21 protein-coding genes and 3 tRNA genes are annotated in these 20639 nt (G+C 60.2%); 17 read left to right on the forward strand and 7 right to left on the reverse strand.

Annotation, left to right across the window (positions count from 1 at the left end):
• The first annotated feature begins 119 nt into the window (after positions 1-119).
• A complete protein-coding gene (locus ACORQT_RS02845; RefSeq protein ID WP_069101052.1) occupies positions 120-716 on the forward strand; it encodes a TetR/AcrR family transcriptional regulator in 597 nt (198 codons plus the stop codon).
• A 45-nt stretch (positions 717-761) separates the two neighbouring features.
• Here ACORQT_RS02845 and ACORQT_RS02850 read toward each other — a convergent pair whose 3' ends face one another.
• The gene (locus ACORQT_RS02850) at positions 762-1841 is read right to left on the reverse strand and encodes a GGDEF domain-containing protein (RefSeq protein WP_042783651.1); all 1080 of its coding nucleotides are present in this window, start codon (positions 1839-1841) and stop codon (positions 762-764) included.
• Between the two features lie 260 nt (positions 1842-2101).
• On the opposite strand from ACORQT_RS02850, the gene ACORQT_RS02855 reads away from it, so the two are divergent.
• Positions 2102-2386, forward strand: coding sequence for a DUF1435 domain-containing protein (locus ACORQT_RS02855; RefSeq protein WP_033641783.1), 285 nt, complete (start codon positions 2102-2104; stop codon positions 2384-2386).
• 89 nt (positions 2387-2475) lie between these two features.
• Here ACORQT_RS02855 and ACORQT_RS02860 read toward each other — a convergent pair.
• From ACORQT_RS02860 to ACORQT_RS02875, 4 genes are all read right to left on the reverse strand, one after another.
• Positions 2476-2562 (reverse strand) — tRNA-Leu (locus ACORQT_RS02860).
• 42 nt (positions 2563-2604) lie between these two features.
• Positions 2605-2691: transfer RNA gene (locus ACORQT_RS02865), tRNA-Leu, on the reverse strand.
• 36 nt (positions 2692-2727) lie between these two features.
• A tRNA-Leu gene (locus ACORQT_RS02870) sits at positions 2728-2814 on the reverse strand.
• A gap of 72 nt (positions 2815-2886) precedes the next feature.
• Positions 2887-3831 (reverse strand): LysR family transcriptional regulator, encoded by a 945-nt coding sequence (locus ACORQT_RS02875; RefSeq protein WP_042783652.1) that lies wholly within the window; start codon positions 3829-3831, stop codon positions 2887-2889.
• A gap of 118 nt (positions 3832-3949) precedes the next feature.
• On the opposite strand from ACORQT_RS02875, the gene ACORQT_RS02880 reads away from it, so the two are divergent.
• Positions 3950-4942, forward strand: a complete 993-nt coding sequence (locus ACORQT_RS02880; protein ID WP_042783653.1) for an aldo/keto reductase — start codon at positions 3950-3952, stop codon at positions 4940-4942.
• Positions 4943-4993: 51 nt separating this feature from the next.
• Here ACORQT_RS02880 and rsmC read toward each other — a convergent pair whose 3' ends face one another.
• Positions 4994-6034, reverse strand: coding sequence for a 16S rRNA (guanine(1207)-N(2))-methyltransferase RsmC (rsmC, locus tag ACORQT_RS02885; RefSeq protein WP_042783654.1), 1041 nt, complete (start codon positions 6032-6034; stop codon positions 4994-4996).
• Positions 6035-6180: 146 nt separating this feature from the next.
• Here rsmC and ACORQT_RS02890 point away from each other — a divergent pair, with 146 nt between their 5' ends.
• From ACORQT_RS02890 to deoD, 13 genes are all read left to right on the forward strand, one after another.
• The gene (locus ACORQT_RS02890) at positions 6181-6618 is read left to right on the forward strand and encodes a DNA polymerase III subunit psi (protein ID WP_444859314.1); all 438 of its coding nucleotides are present in this window, start codon (positions 6181-6183) and stop codon (positions 6616-6618) included.
• Positions 6563-7006, forward strand: a complete 444-nt coding sequence (gene rimI, locus ACORQT_RS02895; protein WP_033641788.1) for a ribosomal protein S18-alanine N-acetyltransferase — start codon at positions 6563-6565, stop codon at positions 7004-7006. The genes ACORQT_RS02890 and rimI overlap by 56 nt, the downstream gene beginning before the upstream one ends.
• Positions 7007-7157: 151 nt before the next feature.
• Positions 7158-8747 carry a peptide chain release factor 3 gene (gene prfC / locus ACORQT_RS02900; RefSeq protein WP_033641789.1) on the forward strand — a complete coding sequence of 530 codons (1590 nt, stop codon included), beginning with the start codon at positions 7158-7160 and terminating at the stop codon, positions 8745-8747.
• 516 nt (positions 8748-9263) lie between these two features.
• Positions 9264-9878 (forward strand): molecular chaperone OsmY, encoded by a 615-nt coding sequence (osmY, locus tag ACORQT_RS02905; RefSeq protein ID WP_033641790.1) that lies wholly within the window; start codon positions 9264-9266, stop codon positions 9876-9878.
• Positions 9879-10039: 161 nt separating this feature from the next.
• Positions 10040-10201, forward strand: a complete 162-nt coding sequence (locus tag ACORQT_RS02910) for a DUF1328 domain-containing protein (RefSeq protein WP_004933089.1) — start codon at positions 10040-10042, stop codon at positions 10199-10201.
• Between the two features lie 68 nt (positions 10202-10269).
• Positions 10270-10455 carry a CsbD family protein gene (locus ACORQT_RS02915; RefSeq protein ID WP_004933086.1) on the forward strand — a complete coding sequence of 62 codons (186 nt, stop codon included), beginning with the start codon at positions 10270-10272 and terminating at the stop codon, positions 10453-10455.
• Between the two features lie 10 nt (positions 10456-10465).
• Positions 10466-11641, forward strand: a complete 1176-nt coding sequence (locus tag ACORQT_RS02920) for a patatin-like phospholipase family protein (RefSeq protein WP_444859315.1) — start codon at positions 10466-10468, stop codon at positions 11639-11641.
• Positions 11580-12362: a TatD family hydrolase gene (locus ACORQT_RS02925; RefSeq protein ID WP_047025180.1), complete on the forward strand. Its 783-nt coding sequence runs from the start codon at positions 11580-11582 to the stop codon at positions 12360-12362. Before ACORQT_RS02920 ends, ACORQT_RS02925 begins: the two co-directional genes overlap by 62 nt.
• A 184-nt stretch (positions 12363-12546) precedes the next feature.
• A complete protein-coding gene (locus tag ACORQT_RS02930; protein ID WP_164057650.1) occupies positions 12547-13824 on the forward strand; it encodes a NupC/NupG family nucleoside CNT transporter in 1278 nt (425 codons plus the stop codon).
• A 370-nt stretch (positions 13825-14194) separates the two neighbouring features.
• Positions 14195-14974 (forward strand): deoxyribose-phosphate aldolase, encoded by a 780-nt coding sequence (deoC, locus tag ACORQT_RS02935; protein ID WP_033641793.1) that lies wholly within the window; start codon positions 14195-14197, stop codon positions 14972-14974.
• A 66-nt stretch (positions 14975-15040) separates the two neighbouring features.
• The gene (deoA, locus tag ACORQT_RS02940) at positions 15041-16366 is read left to right on the forward strand and encodes a thymidine phosphorylase (protein ID WP_033651704.1); all 1326 of its coding nucleotides are present in this window, start codon (positions 15041-15043) and stop codon (positions 16364-16366) included.
• Between the two features lie 192 nt (positions 16367-16558).
• The gene (gene deoB, locus ACORQT_RS02945) at positions 16559-17782 is read left to right on the forward strand and encodes a phosphopentomutase (protein ID WP_033641795.1); all 1224 of its coding nucleotides are present in this window, start codon (positions 16559-16561) and stop codon (positions 17780-17782) included.
• Between the two features lie 166 nt (positions 17783-17948).
• Complete coding sequence (gene deoD, locus ACORQT_RS02950) at positions 17949-18680, forward strand: purine-nucleoside phosphorylase (protein WP_004933059.1); 732 nt, start codon at positions 17949-17951, stop codon at positions 18678-18680.
• Between the two features lie 169 nt (positions 18681-18849).
• On the opposite strand, the gene ACORQT_RS02955 is transcribed toward deoD, so the two are convergent.
• Positions 18850-19533 (reverse strand): YtjB family periplasmic protein, encoded by a 684-nt coding sequence (locus tag ACORQT_RS02955; RefSeq protein WP_033641796.1) that lies wholly within the window; start codon positions 19531-19533, stop codon positions 18850-18852.
• A gap of 110 nt (positions 19534-19643) precedes the next feature.
• Here ACORQT_RS02955 and serB point away from each other — a divergent pair, with 110 nt between their 5' ends.
• On the forward strand, positions 19644-20621 hold the full coding sequence (gene serB, locus ACORQT_RS02960; RefSeq protein WP_042783658.1) for a phosphoserine phosphatase: 978 nt from the start codon (positions 19644-19646) through the stop codon (positions 20619-20621).
• The last annotated feature ends 18 nt before the right edge of the window (positions 20622-20639 follow it).

Raw genomic sequence — 20639 nt, forward strand, 5'->3', positions numbered from 1 at the left:
GTTGCGGCTCGGTATTCGCTCAATGTCCATCATTGACATACGCCACGTATGTTACGTTAATTGACATACATAGCGTATGTCAATTATAACGTCATCAATAACGAGGCGGGAGTGAACCCATGGCACGTAAAGCGCGTACCGAAATGATTGAAGAAACCCGACAAAAGCTGGTGGCGGCGGCCCGCCTGCAATTCGGCAACGTGGGGTATGCCGAAACGGTGATGGATGATCTCACCGCCCAGGCCGGCCTGACGCGCGGCGCGCTCTATCACCATTTTGGCGATAAAAAGGGGCTGTTCCTGGCGGTGGTGCAGGCGATAGACGCGGAGATGGATGCGCATCTGGCTGAGATAACCGCGAGTACTGCGGATGACTGGGAGGCTTTTGCGGCGCGTTGCCGCAGTTATCTGATCATGATGACGGAGCCGCAAGCGCAACGCATTCTGTTGCGTGATTCACCTTCGGTGCTGGGAGCTGAATATCTGCGGGCCAGCAAGCTGGCGTGCATCAGCTGGATGACGGGCGCATTGGAGTTATTGATGGCGCAGCGGCGTATCGCCGTTGCCGATCCGGAAGCGCTGGCGCATTTAATCAACGGCGGCCTGATGGATGCCGCGCTGTGGGTCGCCCATCATCCGGAAAAAGACGTGGGGCTGGAACAAGCCTTGGCCAGTTTGAACCTGTTGCTGAACGGGCTGCGTTCCACCGCCGTATAGCCGTATAAGTGTTGATGTCAGCCGCCGCGCCGTTACCACGGCGGCTTAAGAGTGAACGGCAGCGGGCTCGACGTTTTGCGCCAGCTGAATATTGTTGCGTCCGCTGTGCTTCGCCAGATAGAGCGCGGCGTCGGCTGCGCCTATCGCCGATTCGATGTCCAGTTTTTCCAGCGCGGAGATGCCGGCGCTGAGCGTCAGCGTGCCGCTGTGCTGCGGACTGGCGCCGTGCGGGATGTTCAGCTCCGCCACCCGCTGGCGCACCCGTTCGGCCAGTTGCGCAGCGTAGCCTTCGTGCACGTTGGTCAGCAACACCAAAAATTCTTCCCCGCCGTAACGCACCACGATGTCGCGCGAACGCACCGCATCGCGGATGGCGACCGCCACCTGCACCAACGCCCGATCGCCCATGGCGTGGCCGTAGCTGTCGTTATAGACCTTGAAGTGGTCGATATCCAGCAACAGCACGTAATGATGGCCGGTTTGCGGTTCCAGCAGCATCGTGATCTTATTCTCCAGCCCACGCCGGTTATAAAGGCCGGTCAGAGGATCGATCATGCTCAAATTATTGAATTTATCGCGCTCGTTATACAGGTTGGCCACCAGCGCGTGAGTAAAGATTTCACTGCGTTTCAACATCAGGTGGTGGATGGAGAAAGCGATAATAGGTAATAGCGTGGTGAATAATATCCGCAGGGTATTATGCATGCCGTCTAAAGCCAGGATCACCATTGCGGAAGGCACGGCGTGTAAACAAAAGGCGGTAAAGTTGTCCGTCAGGGAAATAGCGCTGATAAAAAAGATGCTAAACAAACTAATTAATAAAAAATCTTGGTTATTCGGTAGGCAATATTGACTTTTAACGTAAATATGTGCGGCCCAGAGCAGGCCGAGCACGCCGGCGAACAGGTTGAGTTTGCACAAGTATTTGCGTGGCGTTTGCAGGGAAAATAGCGCCGCTACCAGACAAAATAGCGGTATACATAATAAAGGTAGGGTAAATGCGGGTGTATCCCTAAAAGGGAACAATAATGTAAATACGGAAGAGGCGGCATTCATTATCAGAAAAAGAAATAATGCCAGGCGCTGCTTGCTGTTCAGTAATTCCTGATAAGAACGGGCGTTCATACGGAGGTCACTCTTTGCAAAGTCGTTCTGTCGAATAATTAAGGTTGAGAAGCATTCCTTTGGCGCGAATATCCACTTGAATTGCATGGTTGAGGATTGTGATTATTATCATGCAAACAGGACTAGGAATTTTCTTATGTCAAATTATCATTTTTTCATGCTGGTGTCATCTGGGTTTGGTCTGCGCAGTGAAAATGATGCGGCGGCCAAAAAAGTGTTATATGATATTGGTTATCATTATCACTTGAAGGGGGGTTGTCATGCTCACCGCCATGATTGCCGCGTGCGGACTGTGGGGCGTCAGTTGGTGCCTCGGGGATCGCCTGGCCAGCGCCTGGGGCGTTTTGCTGCCTTGTGCGCTGATGCCGCTGCTGGCCTTGATCGACCTGGATATGGTGCAGTTGCGCACCCTGATCGTGATAGCGATGTTGGCCACGCTGGTCATGTTGTTCAACAGCCGGCTGCGCCACTATCTGCTGCTGCCTTCCTGTATGGCGCTGGCGGGCGGCCTGGCGGCTGTCAGCCTGAACTTCAGCTTCGGGTGAAACGCCGGAAACGGCAAAACCACGCTTAAGCGTGTGATTCATCAGTGCGTTGGGATTTTTTCGAGGATACTGCCGGAGAGATCATCAATTGGTGCGAAGAGAGGGACTTGAACCCTCACGTCCGTAAGGACACTAACACCTGAAGCTAGCGCGTCTACCAATTCCGCCACCTTCGCACAGTCGATGTTGTTGCTTTGATTTATATTACGTCGCCAGCGTGGTGCGAAGAGAGGGACTTGAACCCTCACGTCCGTAAGAACACTAACACCTGAAGCTAGCGCGTCTACCAATTCCGCCACCTTCGCATCGATGCTGAGTGCAATATAAATCATGTGGTTATTTGGTGCGAAGAGAGGGACTTGAACCCTCACGTCCGTAAGGACACTAACACCTGAAGCTAGCGCGTCTACCAATTCCGCCACCTTCGCGTACCAGAAACATTACCGGAGTAACGTTACCACGGAGGCGAATTCTAGAGATTTTGGCGGACACGTCAACAGTTATTTCCCCGCTTTGCGGGCGTTTGCTGGAAAAACAGCCATATCGCCGCTTTTCTGCTGGTCAAACAGCCAAATCAGCCAATCAATCAACACTCTGACCCGCGGCGCCAGGAAACGGCCGGGCGGATACATGATGTAAATCGGCATCGGCGGAGGCGGCGTTTCCGCCAGCACTTCCACCAGTTCGCCCTGTTCCAGCCAAGGGGCAAGCGAATAGCGCGCCGCCTGTATCAATCCCATGCCGGCGCGCGCGCCGGCGATATAGGCGTCGGCGCCGCTGACGCTCAGCCGGGCGGGCAGTTCGCGCAGTTCCAGCTTGCCGCCGCGGCAAAACTCCAGTGGGTAATCGCGGTTGTTGGCCAGCGAAAAATACCCCACCGCGCGGTGCGGCGCCAGGCTATCGATGTCGAGCGGCGTGCCGTGGGCCTGCAGGTAAGCGGGGGAAGCGCAGGTGACCTGCGGCAGCTGGGCGATGCGCCGCGCCACCAGGCTGTCGTCTTCGGTTTCCCAGGCGCGCAGCACGCAGTCCACGCCTTCGCGCAGCAGATCGACGTGGGTGTCGTTGGCGCCCAGCGCCAGCGTGATGTCGGGATAGCGCCGGTAGAAGTCGTCCAGCGCCGGAATGACGACCTCGCGCGCCAGCGAATGGGGCATATCGATGCGCACTTTGCCGGACGGCTGCAGCTTATGGTGGCTGAACAGCGTGTCCGCCTCCTCCAGCGCGCCCAGCAACTGCACGCAGCGTTGATAGTAGAGACTGCCTTCGCTGGTCACCTGCACCTGGCGGGTGGTGCGGATCAGCAGGCGCACGCCCAGCCGCTGTTCCAGCCGTTTCAGCGCGTTGCTGACCGTGGCGCGCGGCAGCTGCAGGCGTTCGGCCGCCCGGCTGAAGCTGCCCAGTTCGACGATGCGGGTAAAAATGCGCATGGCTTGAACCTGATCCATTACCACTCCGTATTGTTGGTGATTTTTGAACAGTGATGTGCAATCTGCATTATTTATCTTTTTCGCGTAAACAACCAGACTTTGCTGCGTTATCCATTCACCGCATGAGGGCAGCACAATGCAACAACGTAAACTCGGTTCCCACGGTCCCGTCGTCTCCGCCCTGGGGTTGGGATGCATGGGCATGAGCGACTTCTACTCCACCGGCGCCGATCGGCAGGAAGCCATCGCCACGCTGCACCGGGCGCTGGAGCTGGGCGTTACGCTGCTCGACACCGCCGACATGTATGGCCCGCACACCAACGAAGAGCTGGTGGGGGAAGCGATCAAAGGCAAGCGGCAACAGGTGTTCCTGGCCACCAAGTTCGGCATCCTGCGCGATCCGGCGGATCCTTCGGCACGCGGCGTCAGCAGCCGGCCCGAGTATATCCGGCGCTCCGTCGAGGGCAGCCTGCGGCGCTTGGGCGTGGAGGAGATCGATCTTTATTATCAGCACCGGGTCGATCCGCAGGTGCCGATCGAGGACGTCGTGGGCACGATGGCGGATCTGATCCGGGAAGGCAAGATCCGCCACATCGGCCTGAGCGAGGCGTCGGTCGCCACGCTGGAGCGGGCGCACAAGGTGCATCCGATCACCGCGCTGCAGACCGAATATTCGCTGTGGACGCGCGACGCCGAGCAGGGCGTGCTGGCGGCCTGCGAGCGCCTGGGCATCGGCTTTGTGCCCTACAGCCCGTTAGGGCGCGGTTTCCTCACCGGCGCTATCCAGCGGCCGGAGGATCTGGCCGAGGACGACTTCCGCCGCAGCAACCCGCGCTTCCAGGGGGAAAACTTCAGCCGCAATCTGGCGCTGGTGGAGAAGGTGAGCGAGTTGGCGGCGCAGAAGGGCGTTAAACCTTCGCAGCTGGCGCTGGCCTGGGTGTTGGCGCAGGGGGAACACATCGTGCCGATCCCCGGCACCAAACGCCGTCGTTACCTGGAAGAGAACGTCGCGGCGGCGGAGATAACGCTGAGCGCGGCTGAGCTGGCGGCGATTGAAGCGGTGTTCCCGCTGAGCGCGGCGGCCGGCGAACGCTACGGCGCGGAGTCGATGACCTACATCAACGGTTAAAAAAAAGCGCGGCCTGCAGGCCGCGCTCTGTCGTTTTCCGCCAACGGCGAATTATTTCTTCTTCGGCGCGCGCGGCGGACGGCCGACGGTCGCCTGGTACACCTTGAAGCGGCCGTTCTGCGCCAGCACTTCGTGGCTGCCGAAGGTGGCGTCCAGAATGTCCGGGTATGGCAGGAAGGCGTTGGCGACAATGCGCAGTTGGCCACCGATCGGCAGGTGCTTCACCGCGCCGCGGATCAGGGTTTCGGCGGCGGTCAGGCTGGTCTGCAGCCCGTCGTGGAACGGCGGGTTGGAGATGATCATGTCGAAACGGCCGGTGATGTCGGAGTAAACGTTGCTGACGATCACTTCCCCTTCGATGCCGTTGGCGGCCAGCGTCGCGCGGCTGGATTCCACCGCGGCGGCGTTGACGTCGCTGAGGGTCAATTTGACTTTCGGCGACAGCTTGGACATTACCGAGGCCATGACGCCGGCGCCGCAGCCGATGTCCAGCACCTTGCCTTTCATGTGTTTTTCCAGCGTCGACAGCAGCAGCGAGCTGCCGACGTCCAGACCGTCGCGGCTGAACACGCCCGGCAGCGTTTTCACTTCCAGATCGTGCAGCTGATAGCTGCCCCACCAGTCGTTCAGGTCGAACTCGGTCTGCGCGTCCAGGCGGCCGTGATACAGGCCGCAGCGGCGCGCGCTGTCGATTTTCACCAGCGTGACGTGGCCTTCCAGCGTTGGCTCGGCGCTGCGCACGCCGCTGCGGTTTTCACCGACCACGAACACGTCCGCGCCCACCGGCAGCAGCGCCAGGATGTTGCACAGCTGGAATTGCGCTTCCTGCTTGCTCTTCGGCCAGTAGTAAACCAGCGTGTCGCAGTCGGCGACGAAAGCGGGATCGACGGTCAAACCGAACTGCACGTTATCGCCCATCGTCCGGTTCAGTAACTGCCAGTGATGGTATTGCTGAGTGTGGACGCGCACGTCCGCGGCCTCGAATTGGGCCGGCAGGCTGTCCTGCAGGTCGCCGGCAAACAGCACGCGGCGTTCGATAAATTCATCACTGTGGCGCAGCATGACTTCACTGGCGGGGGTTAATGCAGACATCAGATATTGGCTCCTGGAAATGAGACCGGGGATTATAGAGCTTTGTGGCGATATGTTCGACGGGTTTGTTGGCGCGGGCTGCGCGGGTTTGTTAGCATAGCGCGGCGCATGGCAGGCATGGCGCACCACAACGGGTAGGAATCGGCATGGCATCAAAACGCGACTGGCTGTTACAACAACTGGGTATTACGCAGTGGACATTGCGCCGCCCGGGCGTGTTGCAGGGCGAAGTGGCGGTCAGTCTGCCGCCCGAGACGCGCCTGCTGGTGGTGGCGCAGACGCAGCCGGCGCCCGACGATCCGCTGTTTTGCGACGTGCTGCGCAGCCTGGGGCTGACGCCGGCGCAAACCTACAGCCTGACGCCGGAACAGGTGGCGATGCTGCCTGAAGAGACCGCATGCAACAGTTGGCGGCTGGGCGTGACGAAACCGCTCGCGGTCGCCGGCGCGCAGCTACACAGCCCGGCGTTGGCCGAGCTTTCCCAAGACGCGGGGGCCAAACGCGCCCTCTGGCAGCAGATTTGTCATCATGAACACGATTTCTACCCTGACGGCGGCCGACCTGGCCACGGCCTTCAACATTGAGCAAGCCAGCCACGCTTTCCCCTGGACGGAAACCACCTTTGCCAGCAATCAGGGCGATCGCTACCTTAACCTGAAGCTGAGCGCCGATGGGGAGATGGCGGGGTTCGCCATCACGCAGATCGTGCTGGACGAAGCCACGCTGTTCAACATCGCCATTCATCCGCAGCACCAGCGCCGGGGCTTTGGCCGCCTGTTGCTCAACGCGTTGATCGAACAGCTGGAGAGCCGCGGCGTGGTTACGCTGTGGCTGGAAGTCCGTGCCTCCAACCAGGCGGCGATCGCGCTGTATGAAGATCTTGGTTTCAACGAAGTCACCGTGCGCCGCAATTATTACCCGAGCGCCCACGGCCGCGAAGACGCGATCGTGATGGCGTTGCCGCTGGGGTAATCAGCCCGGCCGGAAAAAGCATTGATTGTCACCGGTTGGCAAATCGGCGAAAATGCCCGGCTGTTATCTTTTATTCACCGCTTTGCCCGGCGCCGCGATCGGCGCGTTCTGATGATGTCGCAGGGCGGACTAACCGTAGAACCTGAAAACCATGTCTCCTAGTGAATTTGCCCGCGAAGTCTCCAAAAGAAGAACTTTCGCCATCATCTCGCACCCCGATGCCGGTAAAACCACCATTACCGAAAAAGTGCTGCTGTTCGGACAGGCGATCCAGACCGCCGGTACGGTAAAAGGCCGCGGCTCCAGCCAGCACGCCAAATCCGACTGGATGGAAATGGAAAAGCAGCGTGGGATCTCGATCACCACCTCGGTGATGCAGTTCCCGTATCGCGACAGCCTGGTCAACCTGCTGGATACCCCGGGGCACGAGGACTTCTCCGAAGATACGTATCGCACCCTGACCGCCGTGGACTGCTGTCTGATGGTGATCGACGCCGCCAAGGGCGTTGAGGATCGCACCCGCAAGCTGATGGAAGTCACCCGTCTGCGCGACACGCCGATCCTGACCTTCATGAACAAGCTGGACCGCGACATCCGCGATCCGATGGAAGTGATGGACGAAGTCGAGCGCGAACTGAAAATCGCCTGTTCGCCTATCACCTGGCCGATCGGCTGCGGCAAGCTGTTTAAAGGCGTTTACCACCTGTACAAGGATGAAACCTACCTGTACCAGACCGGTAAAGGCCACACCATTCAGGAAGTGCGCATCGTCAAAGGCCTGAACAACCCGGAGCTGGATGTCGCCGTAGGCGAAGATCTGGCGGCGCAGCTGCGCGATGAGCTGGAGCTGGTGCAGGGCGCTTCCCACGAGTTCGATCAGGCGGCGTTCCTGAGCGGCGAGCTGACCCCGGTGTTCTTCGGTACCGCACTCGGCAACTTCGGCGTGGATCATATGCTGGACGGCCTGGTGGCCTGGGCGCCGGCACCGATGCCGCGCAAAACCGACACCCGTGAAGTGACGGCGGCGGAAGAGAAATTCACCGGCTTTGTGTTCAAGATCCAGGCCAACATGGATCCGAAGCACCGCGACCGCGTGGCCTTTATGCGCGTGGTGTCCGGCCGTTACGAGAAGGGCATGAAGCTGCGTCAGGTGCGCACCGGCAAAGACGTGGTGATCTCCGACGCGCTGACCTTTATGGCCGGCGACCGTTCGCACGTGGAAGAAGCCTATCCGGGCGACATCATCGGTCTGCACAACCATGGCACCATCCAGATCGGCGATACCTTCACTCAGGGTGAAGACATGAAGTTCACCGGCATCCCGAACTTCGCGCCTGAACTGTTCCGCCGCATTCGCCTGCGCGATCCGCTGAAGCAGAAACAGCTGCTGAAGGGGCTGGTGCAGCTGTCGGAAGAGGGCGCGGTGCAGGTGTTCCGCCCGATCGCCAACAACGATTTGATCGTCGGCGCGGTCGGCGTGCTGCAGTTCGACGTGGTCGTGGCGCGTTTGAAGAGCGAGTACAACGTGGAAGCGCTGTATGAGTCGGTCAACGTGTCGACGGCGCGCTGGGTCGAGTGCGACGACGTGAAGAAGTTCGAAGAGTTCAAGCGCAAGAACGAGATCAACCTGGCGTTGGACGGTGGGGACAACCTGTCCTACATCGCGCCGACCATGGTGAACCTCAACCTGACGCAGGAACGCTATCCTGACGTGACCTTCCGCAAGACCCGCGAACACTGATACATCGGCAGGGCGCCCGGTGCGCCCTGCCAATTCCCCGTATTCTCACTCCGCTAATTAATAAATCTTCCTCATATTTTATCCTGCGAATCGATGTCGCCCAGGCGAGACGCGATTGGCCTGCGTTTTCCGCCGCATGGTCTATCTTTAACGAGATGTCCGCACATTGCTTGAGAGTAAATCACTGTAATACGCTGATTGTTTGGTGAGTTATTCTGATGTGTTGCCGATAGGAGACAGTCTGTTTCCTTAAATATCAATGAGATGACTGTTTTACCGTTTCGTGTCACTTAGTCTGTCGTCAATAGGCGACAGTTTTTTGATTAAAAATCCGACTCAACGCTTTTTTTGTTTGATTTTTAAGGCGTTTATGGAGTTGGCACGGCGGTTGCAATATTCCTGTCGTGAACGCTTAATCGTATAGCGATGATGAAGTATTTACCGAGAGTCCGCGTGAAGGCGGCTGAAGGGTTCCGGCGCTCTGGCGCTGGGGCCCCCAACAAAAGGAAGAGATCGATGAAAAAGACCAAATTTGCACACTCGCTGATGGCTGTTGTTTTGGGTTCTGCTTTGGTGAGCGGCACTGCGCTGGCCGAAGACAGCCTGCTCAACAAGGCGTCTAACGCCGCGGACAGTGCCGGTGCCAAAATCGATAGCTCCATGAAAAAAGTTGACGGTTACATGGATGACAGCGCGATAACGGCTAAAGTTAAAAGTGCATTGGTGGACGATAAGAGCATCAAAAGCACTGACATTTCGGTGAAAACCGAAAAAGGCACCGTGATCCTGAGCGGGTTTGTCGGCAGCCAGGCGCAGGCGGAGCATGCGGTTGCGGTTGCCGGCAAGGTGGAAGGCGTCAAAACCGTCAGCGACAAGCTGCACGTGAAAGATGAAGCCAATCAGTCGATCAAATCGTATGCCGGCGACACCGCCACCACCAGCGAGCTGAAAGCCAAGCTGCTGGCCGATGACATCGTGCCGTCGCGCAATGTGAAAGTGGAAACCACCGATGGCGTGGTGCAGCTTTCCGGTGAAGTGAAAACGCAGGCGCAGTCTGAGCGTGCCGAAAGCATCGCCAAGGCTATCGACGGCGTGAAAAGCGTGAAAAACGACCTGGTGGTCAAGCAGTAATCCCGCCAGGCGCCCGTAACAAGTAACAACAAGCCGCATCTGTCGGGCCGTCAAGGCGGCCCGACGTGTACCACCAAAAAAAGAAACTGATTTGCCGTCGATGTCCCGCTGTCGGGGCGGTAGACGGCAGCGAATTTTTTCACAATGGTAAGGAGAAGCTTATGTTTCGTTGGGGCATTATCTTTTTAGTCATCGCGCTTATCGCTGCGGCACTGGGGTTCGGTTCGCTGGCGGGCACCGCCGCCTGGGCCGCCAAAGTCGTGTTCGTTGTCGGCATCATCCTGTTCCTGGTCAGTCTGTTCACCGGCCGTCGGCGCCCTTAGCCGGCCGGCATTTTCCCGCAAACTGTAACAAAGCTTAATTCCTTTTCTCACGTCGGGGAGGGCCGGCCATGAACAGCGACATCATCGTCGGGCGCTGGAAACAGCTGAAAGGTCAGGTATGGCAGGCTTGGGCCGAATGGTCCGGCAGCGATGGTGCCTGGTTGGCCGGCAGCAATGATTTCCTCGTCGGCGTGCTGCAAGAGGATTACGGAAGAGAGCGAGACGCGGTATCCTCGGAGAAAACGTCTCACTGAGGATGCCAAGTTGGGATACAGAATACCCATCACGCTCGGCAATATAGAACCGCTGGCGTCTAAACCTTTTCGACCAGGAAAAATGGCGTTGGTCTGCGAAGGCGGCGGCCAGCGCGGCATTTTCACCGCCGGCGTGCTGGACGAGTTTCAGCGCGCGGGCTTTAACCCTTTCGATCTGCTGATCGGCACATCGGCCGGCGCTCAGAATCTATCTGCCTATATCTGCGGGCAGATGGGTTACGCGCGCCGGGTGATCACCCGTTACACCACTTCGGCACAGTTCTTCAATCCGCTGCGCTTCGTGCGCGGCGGGCATCTGATCGATCTCGATTGGCTGGTTGATACGGCGGCGGCGCAGATGCCGCTGGCGATGGACGTGGCGGAACAGCACTTTACCGACGGGCGCGAATTCCTGCTGTGCGCCTGCCGCAGCGACGATTTCGAACCGACCTATCTGCCGGCGCAGCGCGAACGCTGGCTGCCGGCCATCAAGGCGTCCAGCGCCATTCCCGGCTTCTACCGTCAGGGCGTGGAGTTGGACGGCGTCAGCTATCAGGACGGCGGCATCAGCGATGCGATCCCGGTGGAAGAGGCCTATCGCCGCGGCGCCGACACCATCGTGGTGATCCGCACCGTGCCTTCGCAAATGTACTACACCCCGCAGTGGATGAAGCGCATGGAGCATTGGCTGAGCGACAGCAGCCTGCAGCAGATGGTGCGCATCCTGCAGCATCACGAGCAAAGCTATCACCGCATCCAGCGCTTTATCGAAAAGCCGCCGGGCAAGCTGCGCATCTTCGAGATTTTTCCGCCGAAGCCGCTGGCCAGCAATGCGCTGGGCAGCCGATTGGGGGCGCTCAATCAGGATTATCACCTGGGGCGCCGCTGCGGCCGCTACTTCCTGGCCACCGTCGGCCAGTGGATGGCGCAGCAGGAGCCCGACGGCATGAAGGTGCGAAAAGCGTTGTCGCGCCGCCTGATCCAGCCGGAGAACGTCAGAATCCCTTCGCCGATCGTGACCGACATCGCCATGCCCACCGAGCGGGCGGCGCAGCCGGAGGCCGCGGTGGCGGCGCCGAAAATCATCCTGCCGGGCGATCTGCCGCCGGGTGAAGGGGGGCGCTGTGAGTTACGCCTTTACCGACACCCACTGCCATTTCGATTTCCCGCCCTTTACCGGGCATGAGGCCGAGAGCCTGGCGCGGGCGGCAAGCGCCGGCGTAAAGCGCATCATCGTCCCGACCGTCACCGCCGATCGCTTCGCGCGGGTGTTGCGGCTGGCGCAGGAGCATGCGCCGCTGTTCGCCGCACTGGGGCTGCACCCGCTGTATATCGCGCAGCATCATGAACCGCAGTTGGAACAGTTGGCGGCGCTGCTGGCCGAACGGCCGCACAAGCTGGTGGCGGTGGGGGAGATTGGGCTCGATCTGTATATGGATAACCCACAGTTCGAGCGGCAGCAAAGCGTGCTGCTGGCCCAACTGAAGCTGGCGAAACAGCATGACCTGCCGGTGATCCTGCATTCGCGCCGCACCCACGACCAGCTGGCCGCCGCGCTGCGGCGCATGCAGCTGCCGCGCCGCGGCGTGGTGCACGGCTTTGCCGGCAGCCTGTCGCAGGCGCAGGCGTTTATCCGCCTCGGCTATTACATCGGCGTGGGCGGCACCATCACCTATGAGCGGGCGCAGAAAACGCGCGCCGTGATGGCGCAACTGCCGCTTGAGGCGCTGCTGCTGGAGACCGATGCGCCGGACATGCCGCTGGCCGGCTATCAGGGGCAGCCGAACCGCCCCGAGCGCGCCGCCGAGGTGTTTCACGCGCTGTGCGAACTGCGGCCGGAACCGGCCGACGTGATAGCCGCCCACCTGCAACGCAATACCCAAGCGCTGTTCGCCATGCCGAATTGAGGTCTGCATAACGTGACTTGCGTCACGTTATAAGATTTTCATTTGCGTCTCGTTGTATACATTTGTGACATAAATCGGTGCGAGGGTGACCTCGCTCAGTATAATCCCCCCCGAAACTCTCCAATAGCAGACCTCTCTTCATGAGCAGGGATGTATTTTATTTTTTGCAACAGGGAAACTTTGCATGCAACTCATCATGAGTCTGGTCGGGATGGCGGTGCTGATCGCCATTGCGGTGCTGCTCTCCAGCAACCGTCGGGCCATCAAACTGCGCACCGTGGTGTGGGCGTTCATCATTCAGGTCGGTATCGGCGCGCTGGTGCTGTACGTGCCGCTGGGCCGCAGCATCCTCGGCAGTATGTCTAACGGCGTGGCAAACGTTATCGCTTACGGCAATCAGGGCATTTCGTTCATCTTCGGCGGGCTGGTTTCCGACAAGATGTTCGAGGTGTTCGGCGGCGGCGGCTTCGTGTTCGCGCTGCGCGTCCTGCCGGTGATCGTGTTCTTCTCCTCGCTGATTGCGGTGCTGTACTACCTCGGCATCATGCAGGTGGTGATCCGCGTGCTGGGCGGCGGCCTGCACAAGTTGCTGGGCACCTCGCGCACCGAATCGCTGTCGGCGACCGCCAACATTTTCGTCGGCCAGACTGAAGCGCCGCTGGTGGTGCGTCCGTATATCGCCACCATGAGCCAGTCAGAACTGTTCGCCGTGATGTGCGGCGGCCTGGCTTCGGTGGCCGGTTCGGTGCTGGCGGGATACGCGCAGATGGGCGTGCCGCTGGAATACCTGATCGCCGCGTCCTTCATGGCCGCGCCGGGCGGGCTGCTGTTTGCCAAGCTGATGGTGCCGGAAACCGAGCAGACCCACGATAAAGACGATGCGATGAAGCTGATCGCCGAAGAGGATCGTCCTGCCAACGTGATCGACGCGGCGGCTTCCGGCGCGGCTTCCGGCATGCAGCTGGCGCTGAACGTCGGCGCGATGCTGCTGGCGTTTATCGCGCTGATCGCCTTGCTCAACGGCATTCTCGGCGGCATCGGCGGCTGGTTCGATTACCCGCAGCTGTCGCTCGAGCTGATCCTCGGCTGGGTGTTCTCGCCGATCGCCTTCCTGATTGGCGTGCCGTGGAGTGAAGCGATGACCGCCGGTTCGTTTATCGGCCAGAAGATCATCGTCAATGAGTTTGTCGCCTATATGAACTTCGGCGCCTATCTGCGCCCGGACGATGTGGTGGCGGCGGAAGGCCTGCAGGTGCTGTCAACGCACACCAAGGCGATCATCTCCTTTGCGCTGTGCGGTTTCGCCAACCTCTCCTCGGTGGCGATCCTGCTGGGCGGTTTGGGCAGCATGGCACCCAACCGTCGCCATGACATCGCGCGTTTCGGTCTGAAGGCCGTGGCGGCGGGCACGCTGTCCAACCTGATGAGTGCCACCATCGCCGGCTTCTTCCTGGCGCTGTAAGCCCTCGCTGAGCCCGCGACGGCGCGACCGATCGCGGGACTCCGCCTATACTCTAAGCAACGCGGGTGTTCGCCGCATCCGCGATCTTCAGCCGCTTCTTTAGCGAATTTGTGAACGATATCGCGTTATTTTGTGATGTTCTTCACATATAATTCCGGTCTGTTACAGTGTTATTTCATATAGTGTGACGATGAACGCGAATCGCCCCCGGCATTCGTGTTCAAATAGCTATTACTGGCCGGCCGCAAGGCGGGTGGCCATGTGCGGTGAGAAGGATCTCAGTTGCCGCCGCGGGAACGCCGTTCCCCTGCGCTATCTTCATGGAACCAAGTCCGCTCGCCAACACCCAGGTACTCAGTTGGAGAGTTTTATGACCGAATTAACCGCAGCAGCGCAACGTGCGCTGAACTTGATGGATTTAACCACGCTGAACGATGATGACACCGACGAGAAAGTGATCGCCCTCTGTCGTCAGGCCAACAGCCCGGCCGGCCACACGGCGGCCATCTGCATCTACCCGCGTTTTATCCCGGTGGCGCGTAAGGCGCTGCGCGAGCAAGGCACGCCGGACATCCGTATCGCCACCGTGACCAACTTCCCGCATGGCAACGACGATATCGACATCGCGCTGGCGGAAACCCGCGCGGCCATCGCCTATGGGGCGGATGAAGTGGACGTGGTGTTCCCTTACCGCGCGCTGATCGCCGGCAACGAACAGGTCGGTTTCGAGCTGGTGAAACAGTGCAAACAGGCTTGCCAGGCGGCCAACGTGCTGCTGAAAGTGATCATCGAAACCGGTGAGCTGAAGCAGGCCGATCTGATCCGCAAGGCGTCCGAGATCGCCATCAAGGCCGGCGCCGACTTTATCAAGACCTCCACCGGCAAGGTGCCGGTCAACGCCACCCTGGAGAGCGCCGAGCTGATGATGTCAGTGATCCGCGATATGGGCGTGGCGAAGACGGTGGGCTTCAAGCCGGCCGGCGGCGTGCGCACCGCGGAAGACGCGCTGCATTATCTGCAACTTGCCGATCGTATTCTGGGCGAAGGGTGGGCCGACGCGCGGCATTTCCGCTTTGGCGCTTCCAGCCTGCTGGCCAGCTTGCTGGCCGCGCTGGGCCACCAAACCCAGACCGCCGGCGGCGGCTACTGATCGATATCGTTGGCGGGCGCCAGGCGCGCCCGTCTGCACCGACTCTCGGCGACACAGGGGGATGCCTTGTTCCTGGCTCAAGAAATTATTCGTAAAAAACGCGACGGCCAGCCGTTAAGCGAAGCGGAAATCCGCTTTTTCATCAACGGCATTCGCGACAATGTGGTGTCGGAAGGGCAGATCGCCGCGCTGGCGATGACCATTTATTTCCATGACATGAGCATGCCGGAGCGCGTGGCGCTCACCATGGCGATGCGCGATTCCGGCACCGTGCTGGACTGGAAGAGTTTGGCGCTGAACGGCCCGATCGTCGACAAGCACTCGACCGGCGGCGTGGGCGACGTGACTTCGCTGATGCTCGGTCCGATGGTGGCGGCCTGCGGCGGCTATGTGCCGATGATCTCCGGCCGCGGCCTGGGGCATACCGGCGGCACGCTGGACAAACTGGAAGCCATTCCGGGCTTCAATATTTTCCCGGACGATAACGCCTTCCGCAAAATCATTCAGGACGTCGGCGTGGCGATCATCGGCCAGACCAGCTCGCTGGCGCCGGCGGACAAGCGTTTTTACGCCACCCGCGATATCACCGCCACCGTGGATTCTATCCCGCTGATCACCGCCTCCATTCTGGCCAAGAAGCTGGCGGAAGGGTTGGATGCGCTGGTGATGGACGTGAAGGTCGGCTCCGGCGCCTTTATGCCGACCTATGCCCTGTCGCAAGATTTGGCGCAGGCGATCGTCGGCGTGGCCAACGGCGCGGGCTGCAAGACCACCGCGCTGCTGACCGACATGAATCAGGTGCTGGCTTCCAGCGCCGGCAACGCGGTGGAAGTGCGCGAAGCGGTGCGCTTCCTGACCGGCGAATACCGCAACCCGCGCCTGCTGGAAGTGACGCTGGCGCTGAGCGTAGAGATGCTGTTGTCCGGCGGCCTGGCGAAAGACGAGGCCGACGCGCGCGCCAAGCTGCAGGCGGTGCTGGATAACGGCAAGGCGGCGGAGGTGTTTGGCCGCATGGTGGCGGCGCAGCAGGGTCCGATAGACTTCGTCGAACGCTACGATAGCTATCTGCCGGCGGCAACGCTGAGCAAGCCGGTGTATGCTGAAAAGCCGGGCATCATCAGCGCCATGGATACCCGTGCGCTGGGCATGGCGGTGGTGTCGTTGGGCGGCGGCCGCCGTCGGGCGAGCGACGCCATCGATTACAGCGTCGGCCTGACCGAGATGGCGCGCCTGGGCGATACGGCGGATTCCCAGCAGCCGCTGGCGATGATCCACGCCAACGATGAAGAGAGCTGGCAGCAGGCGGCCGATGCGGTGCGCAGCGCAATGACGCTGAGCGATAAGGCGCCGGAAGCGACGCCGGTGGTGTATAAGCGCATCACTCAAGCGTGATGACCCTCGTCTTTCAAGCCGTAGCGTTGTTGGCTGCACGCGTGCACCCCAGTCACTTACTTGAGTAAGCTCCTGGGATACACGCGCTAGCCGCCTAGCTACAACTTGAAATCCATTGGGTATAAATTTAGAGAATAAGGGCGATTGCAGTTTTGCGGTCGCAATAGCGTGAGAACACGCAGGAGAGCACAGATGAAACGCACATTTATTATGGTATTGGACTCCTTCGGCATCGGCGCCAGCGAAGACGCCGAACGTTTTGGCGATCAGGGTTCCGACACCCTGGGCCACATCGCCGAGGTTTGCGCGCGCGGTGAGGCCAACGTTGGCCGTCAGGGCCCGCTGACGCTGCCTAACCTGAGCCGTCTGGGCCTCGGCAAAGCGGCGGAAGAGTCGACCGGCAACTTCCCGCAGGGGCTGGATCGCAACGCCGACATCATCGGCGCCTACGGCTACGCCAGCGAGCTCTCTTCCGGTAAAGACACGCCGTCGGGCCACTGGGAAATCGCCGGCGTGCCGGTGCTGTTCGACTGGGGCTACTTCAAGGACGAGCACAACAGCTTCCCGCAGGCGCTGCTGGATAAGCTGGTGGAGCGCGCCAATCTGCCGGGCTACCTGGGCAACTGCCACTCATCCGGCACCGTGATCCTCGATCAGTTGGGTGAAGAGCATATGAAAACCGGCAAGCCGATTTTCTACACCTCCGCCGACTCGGTATTCCAGATCGCCTGTCACGAAGAGACCTTCGGCCTGGAGCGCCTATATGAGCTGTGCGAAATCGCGCGTGAAGAGCTGACCGAAGGCGGTTACAACATCGGTCGCGTGATCGCGCGTCCGTTCGTCGGCGACAAGCCGGGCCACTTCCAGCGCACCGGCAATCGCCACGATCTGGCGGTAGAGCCGCCGGCGCCGACCGTGCTGAAAAAGCTGGTGGACGAGAAGGGCGGCGAAGTGGTGTCGATCGGTAAAATCGCCGACATCTACGCCAACGTCGGCATCACCAAGAAGGTGAAGGCGACCGGCATCGACGCGCTGTTCGACGCGACCCTGATCGAAATGGAAAAGGCCGGCGACAACACCATCGTGTTCACCAACTTCGTGGACTTCGACTCCTCCTACGGTCACCGTCGCGACGTGGCGGGCTACGCCGCCGCGCTGGAGCTGTTCGACCGCCGCCTGCCGGAACTGCTGAAGCTGGTGAAAGACGAAGACATCATCATCTTCACCGCCGACCACGGCTGCGATCCGACCTGGAGCGGCACCGACCACACCCGCGAGCACATCCCGGTGCTGGTTTACGGCCCGAAAGTGAAACCGGGTTCGCTGGGCCACCGCGAGACCTTCGCCGACATCGGCCAGACCGTCGCCAATTACTTTGGCCTGTCGCCGATGGATTACGGTAAGACCCTGTTCTAAGCCCTGTCTTTCAAGCCGCAGCGTTGTTAGCTTCACGCGTGAACCCCAGTCGCTTACTCAAGTAAGCGACTGGGGATTCACCCGCCAGCTGCCTGGTTGCAACTCGAAATTCAAGGCTTGGACGTTTGACGTTTTTATTAAATAAGATTTCTAAAGGAAGAAAATTATGGCTACGCCGCACATTAATGCTGAGATGGGTGACTTCGCTGACGTAGTACTGATGCCGGGCGACCCGCTGCGCGCAAAATACATCGCCGAAACCTTCCTGGAAGGCGCGGTGGAAGTGAACAACGTGCGCGGCATGTTGGGCTTCACCGGCACCTACAAAGGCCGCCGCATCTCCGTAATGGGCCACGGCATGGGCATTCCGTCCTGCTCCATCTACGCGCGCGAGCTGATCGCCGAATTCGGCGTGAAGAAGATCATTCGCGTGGGGTCCTGCGGCGCGGTGCGTGACGATATCAAACTGCGCGACGTGGTGATCGGCATGGGCGCGTGCACCGACTCCAAGGTGAACCGTCTGCGCTTCAAGGACAACGACTACGCGGCGATCGCCGACTTCGACATGGTGCGCAACGCGGTCGACGCGGCGGCGGCGCAGGGCATCCCGGCGCGCGTGGGCAACATCTTCTCCGCCGATCTGTTCTACACCCCGGATCCGGATATGTTCCAGGTGATGAAGAAGTACGGGATCCTGGGCGTGGAAATGGAAGCGGCCGGCATCTACGGCGTGGCGGCGGAGCTGTACGAAGAGTTCGGCTGTAAGGCGCTGACCATCTGCACCGTGTCCGACCACATCCTGCGTCACGAAGCGACCACGGCGGCGGAACGCCAGACCACCTTTAACGAAATGATCGTTATCGCGCTGGAATCCGTGCTGCTGGGCGACAAAGCGTAATACCGCGGCGGGCGTCGTCATGGCGCCCGCCCGTCAATCTATTCACTCCGCATGGCCGTTTTTGGCTAACGCTTTACCTTTCAATTGGATGTGGATCCCGTTGTTACGGGCAATCTATTCACCGAAAGGACAAGAAAACGGCACGAACGCATTCAACGCCTGGCCTGAATTACCCCTGCTTAGGCGCTTCCTGTTTTTTCTCCGGCGCATCGTCTTCATCGTCTTCCACCGTATTGCCTTCTTCCAGTGGCGTGTTGGCGGTCAACAGGTAGGGCGACTGCTGCCAGCGGCTGCGGCGGTGTTGCAGCAGGGTACGCGCCAGAATGATGCCGATCGCCAGCGCCAGCAGGATCATCAGGCGCAGCAGGTTGGTGGTATTGTCCACCTGTTTGGATTCGGTCGCCAGTACGTGGGTGTCGAGGGTAATGCGGATAAAGCCGATCGGGCCGTCTTTGCCCTGAATGGATTCGACCAACTGGTGGTTGAAGTAGCTGCCGGCGCGTTTGCCGTCGAGCGACAGGCGATCGCGTATACTTATCTGTTCCCCGGCGTGGGAGACCAGCGTGCCGTCCAGCTGATACACGCTGACGTCGAGAATGCGGCTGTGATCGGTGAGCTGCTTGAGGATGGCGTCGATGCGCGGATTGTTGCCGTCGTCGTCCAGCAGCGGCGCCAGGCTGTAGGCGACCTGTTTGGTCAGCGTCTGCGCCAGCTCTTCAACCTGCTCGGATCGCGCCATTTGGTGACTCAGGCTAAAATAAGAGGCGCCCTGCATCAGCAGCACCAGCAAAGCCAGGCAAATCAGGATAATAGCGGTGCGGTGCAGGCGAAATTTCAGTTTAGCGCGAGCCATGCAGGTTCCTTGGGCATCGGGGACACTTTATGTTGCCAGAACCGCTGGCGATAGGATAGCTTGATGCGTCGTTTTATCATGCAGCGTTTTTGTCCATTCAGGAGTCAATGATGTCAAACAGTCTGACCTATTGCGATCTTCCGGCGGAGATCTCTCAATGGCCGGGTCTTCCCCTTTCGCTCAGCGGCGACGAAGTGATGCCGCTGGACTACCGGGCGGGCAATACCGGGTGGCTGTTATATGGCAGGGCGCTGGACAAGGCGCGCATTACCCAATTCCAACGCAAGCTGGGCGCGGCGATGGTGATCGTCACCGCCTGGGGCGTGGACGACTATCAGGTGGTGCGGCTGGCGGGCACCTTGACGCCGCGCGCCAAGCTGCTGGCGGCGGAGAGCGGGCTGGATGTGGCGCCGCTCGGCAAAATCCCGCACCTGCGCACGCCGGGGCTGCTGGTGATGGACATGGATTCAACGGCGATCGAGATCGAGTGCATCGATGAGATCGCCAAGCTGGCGGGCGTCGGCGAGCAGGTGGCGGAAGTGACCGAACGCGCGATGCGCGGCGAGCTGGACTTTACCGCCAGCCTGCGTCAGCGCGTCGGCACGCTGAAAGGGGCCGACGCCAACATTCTCAAGCAGGTGCGCGACGAGCTGCCGCTGATGCCGGGGCTGACCAGCCTGGTGGGCAAGCTGCAGGCGATGGGCTGGCATGTGGCGATCGCCTCCGGCGGCTTCACCTACTACGCCGAATACCTGCGCAACCGGCTGCGGCTGGTGGCGGCGGCGGCCAACGAGCTGGAGATCCGTGACGGCAAGCTGACCGGCGAAGTGCTGGGGCCGGTGGTGGACGCGCAGTTCAAAGCCGATACGCTGCTGCGGCTGGCGGAGAAGCTGGAAATCCCGCTGGCGCAAACCGTGGCCATCGGCGACGGCGCCAACGATTTGAAAATGATGCAGGCGGCGGGGCTGGGCATCGCCTACCACGCCAAACCGAAAGTGTATGAAAAAGCGCAGGTGGCGATCCGGCATGCGGATTTGATGGGCGTGCTGTGTATTCTCACCGGCAGCCTGAAACACGAAGTGCGATAACGAAAGATTGAGGTAAGA

Origin of the sequence: Serratia sp. (in: enterobacteria), from assembly GCF_052400455.1 — a bacterium.
GTDB lineage: Bacteria > Pseudomonadota > Gammaproteobacteria > Enterobacterales > Enterobacteriaceae > Serratia > Serratia ureilytica.